This window comes from Phenylobacterium glaciei, assembly GCF_016772415.1.
Classification (GTDB): domain Bacteria; phylum Pseudomonadota; class Alphaproteobacteria; order Caulobacterales; family Caulobacteraceae; genus Phenylobacterium; species Phenylobacterium glaciei.
Genome location: NZ_JAGSGD010000001.1, coordinates 1,692,206 through 1,706,838 on the forward strand (window position 1 = coordinate 1,692,206; position 14,633 = coordinate 1,706,838).

At 68.4% G+C, this 14,633-nt stretch carries 15 protein-coding genes and 1 tRNA gene; 8 read left to right on the top strand and 8 right to left on the bottom strand.

Annotation, left to right across the window (positions count from 1 at the left end; genetic code table 11):
- Nucleotides 1-5 precede the first annotated feature (5 nt).
- Genes JKL49_RS08175 through JKL49_RS08190 form a run of 4 tightly spaced genes read right to left on the bottom strand, consistent with a single transcriptional unit; the run spans nucleotide 6 to nucleotide 3,524 of the window.
- Nucleotides 6-644 carry an ABC-type transport auxiliary lipoprotein family protein gene (locus JKL49_RS08175; RefSeq protein WP_215339717.1) on the bottom strand — a complete coding sequence of 213 codons (639 nt, stop codon included), beginning with the start codon at nucleotides 642-644 and terminating at the stop codon, nucleotides 6-8.
- Nucleotides 641-1,579 carry an MlaD family protein gene (locus tag JKL49_RS08180; protein ID WP_215339718.1) on the bottom strand — a complete coding sequence of 313 codons (939 nt, stop codon included), beginning with the start codon at nucleotides 1,577-1,579 and terminating at the stop codon, nucleotides 641-643. Before JKL49_RS08180 ends, JKL49_RS08175 begins: the two co-directional genes overlap by 4 nt.
- Nucleotides 1,579-2,385, bottom strand: a complete 807-nt coding sequence (locus JKL49_RS08185; protein WP_215342735.1) for an ABC transporter ATP-binding protein — start codon at nucleotides 2,383-2,385, stop codon at nucleotides 1,579-1,581. The genes JKL49_RS08180 and JKL49_RS08185 overlap by 1 nt, the downstream gene beginning before the upstream one ends.
- A 23-nt stretch (nucleotides 2,386-2,408) precedes the next feature.
- Nucleotides 2,409-3,524: an ABC transporter permease gene (locus tag JKL49_RS08190; protein WP_215339719.1), complete on the bottom strand. Its 1,116-nt coding sequence runs from the start codon at nucleotides 3,522-3,524 to the stop codon at nucleotides 2,409-2,411.
- Between the two features lie 254 nt (nucleotides 3,525-3,778).
- On the opposite strand from JKL49_RS08190, the gene JKL49_RS08195 reads away from it, so the two are divergent.
- Nucleotides 3,779-4,093: a hypothetical protein gene (locus JKL49_RS08195; RefSeq protein WP_215339720.1), complete on the top strand. Its 315-nt coding sequence runs from the start codon at nucleotides 3,779-3,781 to the stop codon at nucleotides 4,091-4,093.
- A gap of 32 nt (nucleotides 4,094-4,125) precedes the next feature.
- Nucleotides 4,126-4,617: a YdcF family protein gene (locus tag JKL49_RS08200; RefSeq protein WP_215339721.1), complete on the top strand. Its 492-nt coding sequence runs from the start codon at nucleotides 4,126-4,128 to the stop codon at nucleotides 4,615-4,617.
- Here JKL49_RS08200 and JKL49_RS08205 read toward each other — a convergent pair.
- On the bottom strand, nucleotides 4,614-5,240 hold the full coding sequence (locus JKL49_RS08205) for an HAD hydrolase-like protein (protein WP_215339722.1): 627 nt from the start codon (nucleotides 5,238-5,240) through the stop codon (nucleotides 4,614-4,616). The genes JKL49_RS08200 and JKL49_RS08205 overlap by 4 nt on opposite strands.
- A 221-nt stretch (nucleotides 5,241-5,461) precedes the next feature.
- Here JKL49_RS08205 and JKL49_RS08210 point away from each other — a divergent pair, with 221 nt between their 5' ends.
- Complete coding sequence (locus JKL49_RS08210) at nucleotides 5,462-5,929, top strand: 2TM domain-containing protein (protein WP_215339723.1); 468 nt, start codon at nucleotides 5,462-5,464, stop codon at nucleotides 5,927-5,929.
- A 118-nt stretch (nucleotides 5,930-6,047) separates the two neighbouring features.
- Here JKL49_RS08210 and JKL49_RS08215 read toward each other — a convergent pair.
- Both JKL49_RS08215 and gph read right to left on the bottom strand, forming a co-directional pair.
- A tRNA-Val gene (locus JKL49_RS08215) sits at nucleotides 6,048-6,122 on the bottom strand.
- Between the two features lie 31 nt (nucleotides 6,123-6,153).
- Complete coding sequence (gene gph / locus JKL49_RS08220; protein ID WP_347340366.1) at nucleotides 6,154-6,852, bottom strand: phosphoglycolate phosphatase; 699 nt, start codon at nucleotides 6,850-6,852, stop codon at nucleotides 6,154-6,156.
- 55 nt (nucleotides 6,853-6,907) lie between these two features.
- On the opposite strand from gph, the gene glmU reads away from it, so the two are divergent.
- The 5 genes from glmU to JKL49_RS08245 all read left to right on the top strand — a co-directional run bounded on the left by glmU (nucleotide 6,908) and on the right by JKL49_RS08245 (nucleotide 13,124).
- Nucleotides 6,908-8,287: a bifunctional UDP-N-acetylglucosamine diphosphorylase/glucosamine-1-phosphate N-acetyltransferase GlmU gene (glmU, locus tag JKL49_RS08225; RefSeq protein WP_249778055.1), complete on the top strand. Its 1,380-nt coding sequence runs from the start codon at nucleotides 6,908-6,910 to the stop codon at nucleotides 8,285-8,287.
- A 37-nt stretch (nucleotides 8,288-8,324) separates the two neighbouring features.
- Nucleotides 8,325-9,008, top strand: a complete 684-nt coding sequence (rpiA, locus tag JKL49_RS08230) for a ribose-5-phosphate isomerase RpiA (protein WP_215339726.1) — start codon at nucleotides 8,325-8,327, stop codon at nucleotides 9,006-9,008.
- Between the two features lie 76 nt (nucleotides 9,009-9,084).
- Nucleotides 9,085-10,464, top strand: coding sequence for a glutathione-disulfide reductase (gene gor / locus JKL49_RS08235; protein ID WP_215339727.1), 1,380 nt, complete (start codon nucleotides 9,085-9,087; stop codon nucleotides 10,462-10,464).
- The gene (locus JKL49_RS21300) at nucleotides 10,461-11,702 is read left to right on the top strand and encodes an O-antigen ligase family protein (RefSeq protein WP_215339728.1); all 1,242 of its coding nucleotides are present in this window, start codon (nucleotides 10,461-10,463) and stop codon (nucleotides 11,700-11,702) included. Before gor ends, JKL49_RS21300 begins: the two co-directional genes overlap by 4 nt.
- A gap of 42 nt (nucleotides 11,703-11,744) precedes the next feature.
- Nucleotides 11,745-13,124, top strand: coding sequence for a class II 3-deoxy-7-phosphoheptulonate synthase (locus JKL49_RS08245; RefSeq protein WP_215339729.1), 1,380 nt, complete (start codon nucleotides 11,745-11,747; stop codon nucleotides 13,122-13,124).
- On the opposite strand, the gene JKL49_RS08250 is transcribed toward JKL49_RS08245, so the two are convergent.
- Nucleotides 13,121-14,542, bottom strand: coding sequence for a hypothetical protein (locus JKL49_RS08250; protein ID WP_215339730.1), 1,422 nt, complete (start codon nucleotides 14,540-14,542; stop codon nucleotides 13,121-13,123). The genes JKL49_RS08245 and JKL49_RS08250 overlap by 4 nt on opposite strands.
- Between the last annotated feature and the right edge of the window lie 91 nt (nucleotides 14,543-14,633).

Here is a 14,633-nt window from a genome sequence, read left to right on the forward strand (position 1 = left end):
GGGGCTTAGGTCCCCGTCTTTCCAAGCGCCGAGGTCCATTCCACCAGATCCCTCAGCACGCCGCTGACCGCGACGTTGAAGGCGCGCACAATGGCGGCCTGCCGGTCATCGTCGGCGGCCACGGTCTTGGTGAAGCTGCGTTCCGCCACCAGGCTGCGATCGCCGGACTTGGTCAGGGTGGCATGGACATTCACCACCACCGAGGGCCGGCCCTTGGGGGCGGCATAGGTGACCTGGAACTCGCGGACGTCGAGCTTCAGCACATAGTCGGACTTGCCGATCTCGCCGCGGCCGATCAGGTGCGCGGGTGCGCCGTCCTGGTCAAAGGCCTTGTTCACCGCCTCGTCGAAAAGCACCGAGGCAGGCGACGCCCAGCGGGCCTCGGCGATATAGGCCACGTCGCTGCCGCCGGTGAGCGTCATAATCCGGTCGCCGGCCGCGGCCTTGGTGAAACCGTTGGCGAGCTTCAGCACCCCGAACAGGTCACCAGGAGCCGTCGGCGCCGCGGCGTCGGCGGGCATGACGTAGTCGAACTGGTAGAGGTTGGCCGGCTTGCTCTTGGGGAAGAGCGAGATGCAGCCGGTCAGGGCCACGGCGGTCAGGGCCACGGCCGAGAGCCGGATCAGGCGCTGCAGACGGGTCATGGCTTCACCTCGATTTCCTTGGCGGCCGGCTTGCCGACGGCGCCCCGGGGATTGGTCTGGAGTTCGTTGGCCAGGCGCTCGAGCGCCTCGGCGGTGGATTGCAGCTGCACGGCGGCGGCGGTCAGTTGCGGCAGGCCGGTGGTGGCGAAGTCGCTGGTGGGACCCTCCAGCTTGCCCATGATCTGACGCAGGTCCTTGGCCGCGGCCTTGGCCTCTTCGGCCGCGTCGGCGACGTTCTTCATCGTCCGCTTGCCGTCGCCGTCCACCAGTTCCTGACCCGACTGGCCGAGCTGGGCGAAGGATTGCGCGGCGGTGTCGATGCTCTGCAGGGCCTTCTGGGCGTCGGCGATCACCGCCTTGCGTTCGCGCAGTTCGGCGGTCACCGCCTGGGTGTCGCTCAGCGCGGCGGAGAAGGTCTTCACGTTCTGGTCCGACAGCACCTTGTTGACCCGGTCCAGGGCCTCGACGGTGCGGCTCAGCACCGTGCCGCCGCCTTCAAGAAGGTCTGACAGGGTGCTGCGCTGGCTTCGGATCACCGGCACCTTGCCCTCGGCGGTGACGTCCTTCAGCAGCGGCTTGGACGGCGTGCCGGCGCTGATCTGGATATAGTTCACCCCGGTGATGCCCTGGGGCTCCAGGGTGGCCACGGAGTCCACGCGGATCGGCACGTCGGAGGTGACGCGGGCGCGGGCCACCACGTTCTTGGGATTGTCACGGGCCAGCTCGATCTTGGTGACCTCGCCCACCTTGATACCATTGAAGCGCACTTCACCGCCCTGGGTCAGGCCGTTGATCGGGCCCTGGAAGACGATGTCGTACAGCTGGTAGTCCCGGCTGAACTGGACCTTGGCCAGCCACACACCAAAGATCACCATCCCCAGGAACAGGATCAGGGTCGAAAGGCCCACCAGGGCGTAGTTGGCGTCTTTTTCCATCAGCCTACCGTCTTGGCTTTCTTCGCCGAGCCCGTCGCGGCGCGGCTGCGAGGTCCCAGGAAGTATTCACGAATCCACGGGTGGTCGGACTTTTCGAGGTCCGCCACCGGGGCGTTGGCGACCACCTTCTTGTCGGCTAGCACCGCGACGCGATCGGTGATCGCGTAGAGGCTGTCCAAGTCGTGGGTGATCATGAAGACCGTCAGGTCGAGACTGTCCGACAGGTCCTTGATCAGTTCGTCGAAGGCCGCCGCCCCGATAGGGTCCAGCCCCGCGGTCGGTTCGTCGAGGAACAGCAGCTCTGGATCCAGCGCCAGGGCCCGCGCCAGACCCGCGCGCTTGCGCATGCCGCCCGACAGCTCGGCGGGTTTCAGATTGGCGGCCTCGGGCTGCAGGCCCACCAGGGCGATCTTAAGTTCTGCGAGTTCCATGATCACCCGCTTGGGCATCTTGGTGTGCTCATACATGGGCGCGGCGACGTTCTCGCGCACCGTCAGGTTTGAGAACAGGGCCCCCTGCTGGAACATCACGCCCCAGCTGCGCTCGACCGCCGACCACTTGCGGCGCGAGGCGTTCTGGATGTCCTGTCCGAACACCTGGACCGTGCCGCCGTCTGGGGACTTCAGGCCGATAATGGTGTTGAGCAGCACCGACTTGCCGGTGCCGGACCCGCCCACCACGCCCTGCACGTCGCCGCGCTGGACCACCAGGTCCAGGCCGTCGTGGATGACGTTGTCGCCGAACCTCGACACCAGGCCCTTCACCTCGATGGCGGGGCCGGTCTCGGGCAGCTCGTCCTCGGTCAGGACATGGTCCTCGGCCTCGACGGTCAAATGTCGAACTCCATATAGACCAGGGCGAACACAGCATCGATCAGGATGATGGCGAAGATGGCGTGCACCACCGCGGCCGTCACCCGCCGGCCCAGGGATTCGACATCGCCGCCCACCTCCAGGCCCTGGCGGCAGCCGATGCCGGCGATCACGGCGGCCATCACTGGGGCTTTCGAGAGCCCGATCCAGAACTGGTTGATGCCGACATTGTCGACGATGCGCTGCAGGAAGAAGGACGGCCCCAGGTTCAGCACCGACCAGGTCACCAGCAGGCCGCCCGCCAGGCCCGCCAGGGTGGCCACGAAGGTCAGCAGCGGGATGGTGAACAGCAGGGCGGCGAAGCGCGGGAAGACCAGGGCCTCGAAGGGGTCGACACCCATCACCTTCATGGCGTCGATCTCCTGGTTCATCTTCATCGAGCCGAGCTCGGCGGCGAAGGATGAGGCTGAACGGCCAGCCAGCAGGACCGCGGTGATCAGGATGTTGAACTCGCGCAGCACCGCGATGCCGATCAGCTCGACGGCGAACACCTCGGCCCCGAACTGCCGCAGCATGTTGGCGCCCAGCAGGCCCACGACGGCGCCGATGAAGAAGGTGGTGGTGGCCACGATCGGGATGGCGTCCAGCCCCGCGCGCTCGGCCAGCGACACGCAGGCGGCCCAGCGGATGCGGCTGGGATTGAGGATCGCCCGGAACAGCACCACCAACAGGTGGCCAGCGAACACCAGGGTGTCGAAGATTTCCTTGGCCAGGTCGACGACGCCCTTGCCGATCCGGATGGTCAACTCGTGGAAGCCGCGGGGTTTGGCCTTGGGCGCGGGCTTGGGCAGGGCCGCGTGGCTGACCAGCTCGATCAGGCGCTGGGTCTCGGGTCGAGCCTTTACCCGGGCGGCGTCGAACTTGTCGCCCGAGGCCTGGATCACGGCATAGGCGCCGGCGGTGTCCATGCGGCCGATCTTGGTGAGATCGAGATCTACGGCGCTGCGTCCAGCCAGCTCGTCGCGCAGGCCGCTGGCCGCTGGTCCGATCAGGGCCGCGGTCCAGTCGCCGGTCAGTTCGATGACGCCCTGGTGTCGCGCGTCTCTGACAGTGAAATCGGCCGGTCGTTCCATAGGCTGGTTGGTCTGCGCCTTCCTGGAGGAGCTCACTCGGAGATTGAGTCGAGCCCGGGTCGAAGGCCGAGCCTAGCAGAGCCCACCCCAGTCGCCGAACGCCTTATGGCGCCGGTTGTTCCGTGAATTGGCCCAGGATCTTGGGGGCGCTCTCGTTCTGGTGATCGCCGATTGCGCGCAGAGCCTATCTTTCGCCCAATTCGGTCGGGTATCAGGGGGTCATGTTCAGTCGTCCAGCTGCCGGGAGCGTCCCGTTGACCCGCCAGATCGATTTCGCCGGCAAGTCCGGATCGGTTTACCGCTACTCCTCCCTCGAAGAGGAGCGCTCGCTGCCGCCGGTCGGGGCCAACTATGTTATCGCCCAGGTGACCCCCAGGGGCGCCAGCATCCTGTTCGCCGGCGAGACCGAGTGCCTGTCGGCCCGCGACTGGCAGGCGGCCCTCGACGAAGCTCACGCCCGCTATGGCGAGACAGAGGTCCTCACCCGCCTGAACGTGCGCGGCGCTGTCCGCAAGGCCGAGCGTGAGGACCTCATCGAACAGCACAGCCCGCCGATGAACGCAGACTAGCTCGCGAGGCCCGCGTCCGCCATCCTGGCGGCATGGCCTGGGCGATCGTGATCTTCGGGGCGGCGGTCTGGCCGGACGGTGGACCCAGCCCCTCCCTGCGTCGGCGCATCGCCTACGGGCGGCAGTCTGCGCGCGATGAGCCTGACGCCTTGGTCTTCTGCTCCGGCGGGGTTGGACGTCATGGTCCCTCCGAGGCCAGCCTCATGGCCGACCTGCTTATCCAGGCAGGAATAGATCCCGCCCGCATCGCCCTCGACGAACAGAGCCGCGACACTATGGAGAATGTCGCCGCCGCGGCCGCCTTCATCCGGACCGAGGGGCTGGAGGGGGCCGTAGTCTGCACCGACGGCTATCACGTGCCCCGCGTCCGCATGCTGCTGCGGGCCGCCGGCGTCGCCAGTCGGGTGGGCGCGGTGCGCAAGGGCTATGCTGGAACCCGCAGACACTGCCTGCGCATGGTGGCCCGCGAGGTGCTGGCCTACCCCTACGATTGGGCGCTGACGCGGATCGCGCCCCGCCGTTAACCCGCGATGGCGGCGATATCCCGCACGGTGGCGAAGGTCAGCTTCGGATCGTGGGCGATCAGGCTCTCGGGCGTGGAATAGCCCCAGGTCACCGCGCCGAAGTCGATTCCGGCCTTGTCGGCGGCCCGAGCGTCGCGGTCTTCGTCCCCGATGCAGATCGTCTGGGCCTTGGTCATGGACAGCTTGCGCAGCACCCGGCGGAACTTCCGCGCCTTGCCGAACAGCGAAGCCCCGCAATCGAAGTGGACGAACAGGGCCGAGAGTTCGGGCCCCAGGCCGATCCGCACGCTGGCCTCGGTGTCGGAACTCACCAGGGCTAGCACCACGCCCTTGGCGTGCAGTTCCCGCAGCAGTTCGGGAATGCCGGGGAACAGGGGGATGCCGGAGGAGGCCTGCTTCTTCATGGCCCGGAAGTCCTTGGCGATCCGCGCCAGCTTCCAGGTGGAGACCCCCAGGCTCTTCATGATCACGCCCGCGCTCGCGCCGCGCAGCGATTCCCGCTCCTCGGCGTCGATGGCCCGGAACTTATGCCGGGCCGCCATGTGATCGAGGACGCTGGTGAACCACGGATAGGAATCCGCGAGCGTGCCGTCGAAGTCGAAAATTGCGAGTCGATAAGCCACGAAAGGTTCGTAGCCCGTGGCGCGCGGCGCTGGAAGGGTCATCGCCGGGGAAGCCTGCATCCGGGGCGTCCGCGGGGGGGGCGGCGCCCCGCCCTGTCGCCTCGATGTCGGCCTGGTGTCGCCTCAGCGGCGGTATGCGGTCGGGCGGTTGACGGGTTGCTGACGTGGCGGCGGAATGGCGCGTCGGTCCAGGTTTGGAGCGATCTCGGAGGAGGACGCACATGTTGATCCAGAAACTGCGGCTGCAACGGGGCTGGTCCCAGGAACAGCTGGCTGAAGTCTCGGGCCTCAGCGTGCGGACCATTCAGCGGCTCGAGCGCGGCCAGCCCGGCAGTCTTGAGTCGATGAAGGCCCTGGCGGCCGTCTTCGAGATTGATCTCAACCGCCTCAAGGAGCCTGCCATGGACCCCCTGCAGTCCAATATTCGTCCCGACGAAGCCCTCGCCCTCTCCCATGTCCGCAAGGTGAAGGGCTTCTATGTCCACCTGACCCAGTACCTGATCGTCATCCCTATTCTCGCGGGGATCAATCTGGCGGGCTACCCGCAGTACCTCTGGTTCGTCTGGCCCGCCCTGGGCTGGGGCCTCGGCGTCCTGGCCCACGGCGCCTCGGTGTTCGGGTTCGTCCCGTTCCTCGATGGCGGCTGGGAACGGCGCCAGGTGGAGAAGCACCTCGGCCGCAAACTCTAGTTCGGAGCCGCACCGGCGGCCTGGGCCGTGAGCCTCTCGCGAGGTTCGCGGTTCATGCCGTATCGGCCCCTCTCGGGCGCTTGCCCGGGGCATCCTCGCCGTCATGTGGAGAAAGGAGTGGTGGATGCGACAGGGATTGAACCTGTGACCCCCTCGGTGTGAACGAGGTGCTCTCCCGCTGAGCTACGCATCCTCCGGAAGGGATGCGCCTATAGCTCGCCGCTTCACGCCGGGCAAGCGGTGAGAAGCCGCAGGCACGCTTCCGTCAACTCATCGAAGTGGTCGATGAGGATATCGGCCCCCAGTTCGGCCACCGGGGTCTCGGTGTAACCGAAGCTCACCAGCACCAGGGGAACCCCGGCCGCGCGGGCCGCGCCGGCGTCGGTGGCGGCGTCGCCCACCATCACCGCCCGCTCGATCTGGCCACCGGCGGCGGCCACCGCCATGGCCAGGTGGCGGGCGTCGGGCTTGGGCGCGGGGGGCATATCGCCGCCCACCACCGAGTCGAAGAATTTCGCCAGGTCCAGGCGTTCCAGGATCGGCACGGACAGGCTGGTGAGCTTGTTGGTGCAGACTGAAAGCTTGGCCCCGGCCGCCTTCAGCTCCGTCAGACAGTCCACCACGCCCGGAAAAGGCCGGGTCAGGTCGGCGCTGTGTTCGCTGTAGTGGGCGATGAAGCGGTCGAAGAGCGCGGGCATCTGGTCGCCGGGCACCGGATGGCCCTGGGCCGTGAACCCCCGCTCCAGCAGCCATTTCGCCCCATGGCCGATGAAGGGACGCGCCTCGGCCAGGGGCAGGGCGGCGATCCCCTCCTGCTCCAGCAGCACGTTGAGGGCGCCGATCAGGTCGTGGGCGGAGTCCACCAGGGTGCCGTCCAGATCGAAGGCGATGGTGGCGCCGGCAAGTGGAGTAAGGTCGGGCACGGCGCAGGCTCCATCGAAAGCGCTCGCCGTTTCGGCTAAACGCCGCGAGATTGCAATGTCTTCGCCGATTCCAGGACCCTGCCCCATGACTGCACGCGCCGCTGTTATCCTCGCCGCTGGCCAAGGCACCAGGATGAAGTCGCCGGTCCCCAAGCTGCTGCACAAGGTGGGCGGGCGCACCCTGCTGGACCGGGTGATCGACACCGTCGAGGCCGCGGGCTGCGAGAAGATCATCGTGGTGGTGGGCGACCACAGCCCCGGCGTGCGGGCCCTGGTGGTCAAGCGGCTGGGGGAGGGCGCGGTCGCCGTGCAGGACCCGCCGCTGGGCACCGCCCACGCCGTGTTGGCGGCCAAGGCTGCGCTCGCCGACTTCAATGGCGACGTCCTGGTGACCAACGGCGACTGCCCGCTGCTGCAGGCCGCCGACCTCAACCCGCTGTTCGCCTTGCGCGCTTCTGGGACCGACCTGGCGATCATGGGCTTCAAGCCGGTGGACGGCCTGCTCTATGGCCGCCTGATCCTGGGCGCCGACGGCCATGTGATCCGCATCGTCGAGCCCAAGGACGCCACCGCCGAGGAACTGGCGGTCAAGGCCTGCAACGCCGGCATGTACTGCGCCGACCGCGCCGCCCTGTTCGGCTGGCTGGACCGCGTCGACAACAACAATGGCAAGCAGGAGTACTACATCACCTCCATCGTCGGCCTGGCCACGGCCGAGGAGAAGAAGGTGCGGGTCAACTTCGCGCCGGAAAACGCGGTGATGGGCGCCGACACCCCCATGCAGCTCTCCCAGGCCGAGGCGATCTTCCAGGCCCGTGCCCGGGCCCACTTCCTGGCCGAGGGCGTGGCCATGGCGGCGCCAGAGACCATCCATTTCAGCTGGGACACCCAGCTTGCCCCCGGCGTGCAGGTCGAGCAGTTCGTGGTCTTTGCGCCCGGCGTCACGGTGGAGACCGGGGCGGTGATCCGCGCCTTCAGCCACCTGGAGGGCTGTATCGTCCATTCCGGCGCCCTGATCGGCCCCTATGCCCGGCTGCGGCCGGGCGCCGACATCGGCGAGGACGCCCACATCGGCAACTTCGTCGAGGTGAAGAAGGTCAAGGTCGGCGCCGGCGCCAAGGCCAACCACCTGTCCTATCTGGGGGACGGCACCGTGGGCGCGAAAGCCAACATCGGGGCGGGCACCATCTTCTGCAACTATGACGGCTTCGACAAATACGAGACCCACATCGGCGAGAACGCCTTCGTCGGCTCCAACAGCGCCCTAGTGGCGCCTGTGCGGGTGGGGGCGGGCGCGATGACCGGCTCGGGTTCGGTGGTCACCGCCGACGTGCCGGCCGACGCCCTGGCGCTGTCGCGCGCGCCGCAGCAGAACAAGGACGGCTGGGCCGCGCGCTTCCGGGCCATGAAGATCGCCCAGAAGGCCAAGAAATAGCGGTGCGGGAAATCCAGCCTTCGCCTATGTCAAAGCCATGAACGCAGACGATCAGAAGCGCGCCGCCGGCGAGGCCGCCGCGGCCTTTGTCGAAGCCGGCATGACCGTGGGCCTGGGCACCGGCTCCACCGCCGCCTGGTTCGTCAAGGCGCTGGCCGCCCGCAAGCTGGACATCGTGGCGGTCTCCACCTCGCTGGCCACCGCCGAGCTGGCCGCCAGCCTGGGCATCCGCCTGAAGGAGCTGGGGGAGGCGAAAGCCATCGACCTCACCGTCGACGGCGCAGACGAGATCGGCCCGGCCCTGTCCCTGATCAAGGGCGGCGGCGCGGCCCTGCTGCGGGAGAAGCTGGTCTGGGAGGCGTCGAAGCGCTGCGTGGTCATCGCCGACGCCGCCAAGCGCGTGCCGGTGCTGGGCAAGTTCCCCCTGCCCATCGAGGTGGTGGCCTTCGGGCACGAGACCACCATGCTGCGCATCTGCGACGCCCTGACCGAATGCGACCTGGGCGTGGCCCCCCGCCTGCGGATGAAGGACGGCGCGCCGGTCCGCACCGACGGCGGCAATGTGATCTATGACGCCGCCTGTGGCCGCATCGAGGAGCCCGCCCTGCTTGCCGCGGTCCTCAAGAGCGTCACCGGGGTGGTGGACCACGGCCTGTTCCTGGATCTCGCCGACCTCGCCCTGGTGGGAACCGCCGACGGCGTCGTCTCTGTAGAGCCGTAGGTTTATTTGAACTGACGTGTTCCCGCCGGGCGATCTGATCGCCATTTCTGGCGGCGACGCTTCAAAGGAGTTTCTCTTGGCGACCTACGACTACGATCTCTTCGTCATCGGCGCGGGTTCGGGCGGCGTGCGCGCCGCGCGGCTGGCGGCCATGTCCGGCGCCAAGGTGGCGGTGGCCGAGGAACACCGGGTGGGCGGAACCTGCGTCATCCGAGGCTGTGTGCCCAAGAAGTTCATGGTCTACGCCTCGGAGTTCGCCAGCTACGCCAAGGTGGCCGAGGGCTATGGTTGGTCTCCCAGCCAGTCCACCTTTGACTGGTCCAAGTTCCTGGAGGCCAAGGACCGCGAGATCGCCCGGCTGTCGGGTATCTATGTCACCAACCTCAGCAACGCCGGCGCCGAGATCGTCCATGCCCGAGCGACCCTGAAGGACGTCCACACCGTCGAGATCGTCGGCAAGGGCGTGGTGACCGCCGACAAGATCCTGGTGGCCACCGGCGGCCGGCCCTGGAGCCCCGCCGACCTGCCCGGGATCGAACACGCCATCACCTCGGAAGAGGCCTTCCACCTGCCGCAGTTGCCCAAGTCGATCATGATTGCCGGCGGCGGCTATATCGCCGTGGAGTTCGCCGGAATCTTCGCGGGCCTGGGGGTGGACACCACGCTGGTCTATCGCGGCGCCAACATCCTGCGCGGCTTCGACGACGACGTGCGCAGCCATCTGGCCGAGGAGATGAAGAAGAAGGGCATCAAGATCATCCTGGGCTGCGAGCACGCCAGCATCGAGAAGACCGACGCGGGCCTGGTCAATCACATGTCCAGCGGCCTCGACGTCGTCACCGAGCAGGTGATGTTCGCCACCGGCCGCAAGCCTCACACCAAGGGCCTGGGCCTGGAGGCCGCCGGCGTGAAGCTGGCCGATAGCGGCGCGGTGATGGTGGACAGGTTCTCCAAGACCAATGTCGACAACATCTGGGCCGTGGGCGACGTCACCGATCGGATCAACCTGACCCCGGTGGCGATCCGCGAGGGCGCGGCCTTTTCACAGACCGAGTTCTACAACAACCCCACCAGTTTCGATCACGACATGGTGGCCTCGGCGGTGTTCTCGCAGCCGCCGGTGGGCTCGGTGGGCCAATCGGAGGCCGATGCGCGCCACGAGCACGGCAAGGTCGATATCTACCTGTCCCGCTTCCGGCCGATGAAGACCACCTTCTACGGCGGCGACGACCGCTGCCTGATCAAGCTGGTGGTGGCCCGCGACAGCCAGAAGATCGTCGGCTGCCACGTGGTGGGGCCTGACTCTCCGGAGATCATCCAGATGGCCGCCATCGCCGTGAAGATGGGGGTCACCAAGGCCCAGTGGGATTCCACCTGCGCCGTCCATCCGACCCTGGCCGAGGAACTTGTCACCATGCGCGACAAATACGTGCCGGCCGGTCTGAGCGCCGCGTGAGCCGGACCGCCCAGCCAGGCCCCAAGCTCGCCGCCTGGTGCGGTTGGGTGATGGCGGGCGGCTTGGCCCTGACGCCGATCATCGGCTGGCTGGCGCCGCTCGCCTTCGCGCCTCTGCTCACCATCATGGGTGTGCTGACCTTGCCCGCCCTGCGGATCGAGGAGGAAGATCGGCCCGTCGGCATCGCCATCGTCACCCTTGTGCTGTGGGCCGCGGGATCCTCGGCCTGGAGCCCCTTCACCGCCAAGGACCTCGGAGAGTCCACCGCCGCCAAGCTGATCGCCGAGACGGTGGTGTTCTTCGCCGCCATCTGCGCGGCGCGGGCCGCGGCGCCCCGGTCGCGGACCGTGGCCCTGCATGTCCTGGCCTGGGGGACGGCGCTGCTGGGCCTGATCCTGCTGATCGAGGGCCTGACCGGCGCGGCGCTCTACCGCGGCGTCCGCGACGCCATCCATGATCCGATCCGGCCCGACCTGGGGATCGCCAAGGCCGCTGAGGGCCTGTTCATCCTGGCCATGCTGGCGCCGGCCGCCGCGCTTTCCGCCGTGCGCGTCGTGCGCGCGCCCTGGCTGGTCGCGCCCATGGTGCTGGGGCTGGTGGTTCCAGCCGTCACCCTCGGCTACGACGCGCCCCTGATCGCCCTGGTGGTCTGTGTGATCGCCGGACTGGCGACGGCGGCCTGGCCGACCTGGGGCCCCAGGGCCCTGGCTTTGGTGGGCGCGGTCTATTTCCTGGGCGCGCCGGCCATTGTCTGGGCCGTGAGGCGGTCGGGTTGGTACGACGTGCTGGAAAAGGACGTCCCGCTCTCCTGGTCCCAGCGCATGGGCTATTGGCGGCACGCCGCCGACTGGATCAGCGACCACCCCCTGCGCGGCTGGGGTCTGGACGCCAGCCGCATGTTCAATCCGGGTATCAAGCTCCACCCCCACGACTCGGCTCTGCAGATCTGGCTGGAACTGGGCCTGATCGGGGCCATGGCCGCCGCCGTCTTCTGGGTCGCCCTGCTGGCCGGGATGGGCCGCAAGGCCCGCGACCCCGCCCTGGCCATCTCGGGCGCCACCGCCATGGCCTATCTGACCTTCAGCGCGGTCTCCTTCGGGGTCTGGCAGGAGTGGTGGCTGGCGGTGGGGTCGCTGGCCGCCCTTGCCTGTGCGGGCCTGCAGCGTCAACCCGCCCACGCGAAAGCCCGCGCGTCTGTGGCTCCCCGGCCATCGACGGCGGCGGTGTTCTCGGAGTAAGAACGCCGGCCCGCGAGACCAGGCGGGGACGGAGTTGTTGAGATGACCGAACATTGGACGCCGGCCTCCTGGAGAGCCAAGCCCGCCAAGCACTTGCCCACCGACTATCCGGATGCGGCGGCCCTGGCCGGTGTGGAGCAGACCCTGCGTGGCATGCCGCCCCTGGTGTTCGCCGGTGAGGCGCGTCGTCTGAAGACCCTGCTGGGCGAGGTGGCCGATGGTCGGGCCTTCCTGTTGCAGGGCGGCGACTGCGCCGAGAGCTTCAAGGAATTCCATGCCGACAACATCCGCGACACCTTCCGCCTGATCCTGCAGATGGCCGTCGTGCTGACCTTCGCCGGCGGCAAGCCGGTGGTGAAGGTGGGCCGCATGGCCGGCCAGTTCGCCAAGCCACGCTCCTCCCCGGTGGAGACCATCGACGGCGTCGAGCTGCCCTCCTATCGCGGCGACATCATCAACGGCATGGACTTTGACGCCGCCTCGCGGATCCCCGATCCGGCGCGGCTGCTGCAGGCCTACTCGCAGTCGGCCTCGACCCTGAATCTGCTGCGGGCCTTCGCCGGCGGCGGCTACGCCGACCTCTACAACATCCACCGCTGGACCCTGGGCTTCGTCAACGACAGCCCGCAGGGCGCGCGCTACCACGAGCTGTCGGAGAAGATCAGCGAGGCCCTGACCTTCATGGCCGCCATCGGCGTCACGCCTGAGAGCCAGCCTGACCTGCACCGCGTGGAGTTCTTCACCGCCCACGAGGCCCTGCTGCTGGGCTTCGAGGAGGCCATGACCCGCGTCGATTCGACCTCGGGCGACTGGTACGACACCTCGGCCCACCTGCTGTGGATCGGCGAGCGCACCCGCCAGCTGGACGGCGCCCACGTGGAATACTTCCGCGGCATCAAGAACCCCATCGGGGTGAAGGTGGGTCCGACCGTCGAGCCCGACGAACTGCTGCGTCTGATCGATGTGCTGAACCCGAAGAACGAGGCCGGCCGGCTGACCCTTTACGGCCGCTTCGGCTCCGACAAGATCGAGGCCCGCCTGCCGCGCCTGATGGAGGCCACCAAGCGTTCGGGCCGCAGCGTCGTCTGGGCTATCGACCCGATGCACGGCAATACGCTGACCGCCACCAACGGCTACAAGACCCGTCCCTTCGACCGCATCCTGGCCGAGGTGAAGAGCTTCGTGGAGATCGCCAAGGCCCAGGGCGTCCACCCCGGCGGCGTGCACCTGGAGATGACCGGCCAGAACGTCACCGAGTGCCTGGGCGGGGCGCGCGCGCTCACCGAAGGCGACCTGGCCGACCGCTACCACACCCACTGCGACCCGCGGCTCAATGGCGAACAGGCCCTGGAGCTGGCCTTCCTGGTGGCCGAGAAGCTGAAGGAAGACCGGGTCGACGCGGCCCTGCGCGCCGCGGTCTAACTCGCGGCCTGATCCCCGGTGACGCCGAGACGCTGTATCGCGTCGGCGGCGTGACGGGCGGCGGGGCCAGGCGGCGCGGTCTCGCCATTGGCCATGGCCTGGAGGGTTTCGAGCTTCCTGGCTTTGGGGGTCATGCTCCCGGCCAGGTCGGCGATCACGCCGCCCTCGAGGTTGATGGCGCCTGCGATCTGGCCGATGCCGTCCAGCAGGTCCTGCGTCCCCACCACGCCGGCGCCGGCCCGCGCCAGCCGACGCCAGGTGCGCGCCAGCACCAGAAGGGCGGCGACGGCCCCGCCCGCGCTATTCAGCAGGTCGGCCTTGAATGGCGGGGTCAGGACGGCGGCCTCGACAAAGCGCACAGCGCGCCGCCGGTTGGCGTCTCCGGTGACGCTCTCCAACACCGTCATCAAGGCGTCGAGGCCTGCCACCAGGCCGTTCTGCTCGTGCAGCAGGGTGTTGACGAAGTTCGGTTCCACCAGGCGCTCGGAGCGGCGCAGGATCGCCTCGGCGACATCCTCGGCGGGCAGCAGGGGACCGCAGGCGGCGGTCAGCGCCACGGCCAGGCCGCGCACGGCGGCGATCTCGCCCATGCCGCTGCCCGGGTGCAGGCGGCGCTTGGTGTCGAGGTCGGCCAGGACCCGGCGGCTGAGGGCCAGCCGCAGGGCGTTGAAGTCGCCGTTCTCGATGTGGCGCGCCAGGCGGGCGCCGGGCGCGGGCAGGGGGGCCACCAGCTGCCGAAGCGTCGGATGAACCGCGATGATGGCGTCTATGGTCCTACCATGGGCCAGGCGCACCAGGCCGAGCAGGAAGCATCCCAGCTCCAGATCGCCCCCGATCAACTGGGCGAGGCCGGCCTCCGACCCACAGAGGTCCTGTAAGGCCGGCTCCAGGAGGCTCAGGGCAAACGCGCGGGCAGGGCCATCGGCCGGGGCTGCGACCACCAGGTCCAGGGCGCGCTCCACCTTGCCGCCCCAGTCCTCGGCGGCCGCCATATAGGCGGCTATCCCGGCGGCGACGCGATAGCCGAATGCGGGCTCGGTCGAGGCGCAGGCTCCGGCGAAACCGCCCAGGTCGAATTCCGCCAGCAGGCCAGGCTTCTCGTCGCGCAGGATGCGGGCGATCGCCTGGTCGGCCACGGCATGCAGGCCGCGCATGACCTCATGGACGCTGGCGCCGCGCGCGAGGGCCAGGGGCACGGCGATCTTCTGGAAGGCATGCTGCAGGTCGCGGCTGGAGGCTTCCAGTTTGCGGATCAGATCAGGGCGATGCAGCAGCTCGAAGGGGGTGGCCTGGTTGGCCGCCAGCCAATTTTCGAGCACGCGGCCGATCTGCTCGCGCGCCGCCGGCGCGTAGAGATCGGCGGCGCTGGCGCAGAGGGGTTCGAGATTTCGCCTGGGGGAGGGCGTCTTGGAGGTCACGGTTGTCTTGTTTCGCTTGGGGGGTGACCTGAGGTTGCCGCCTAAAGTCCGTAGGTAGTCCTAAGGATCGGGGTCCAGCGCCACGATGCGC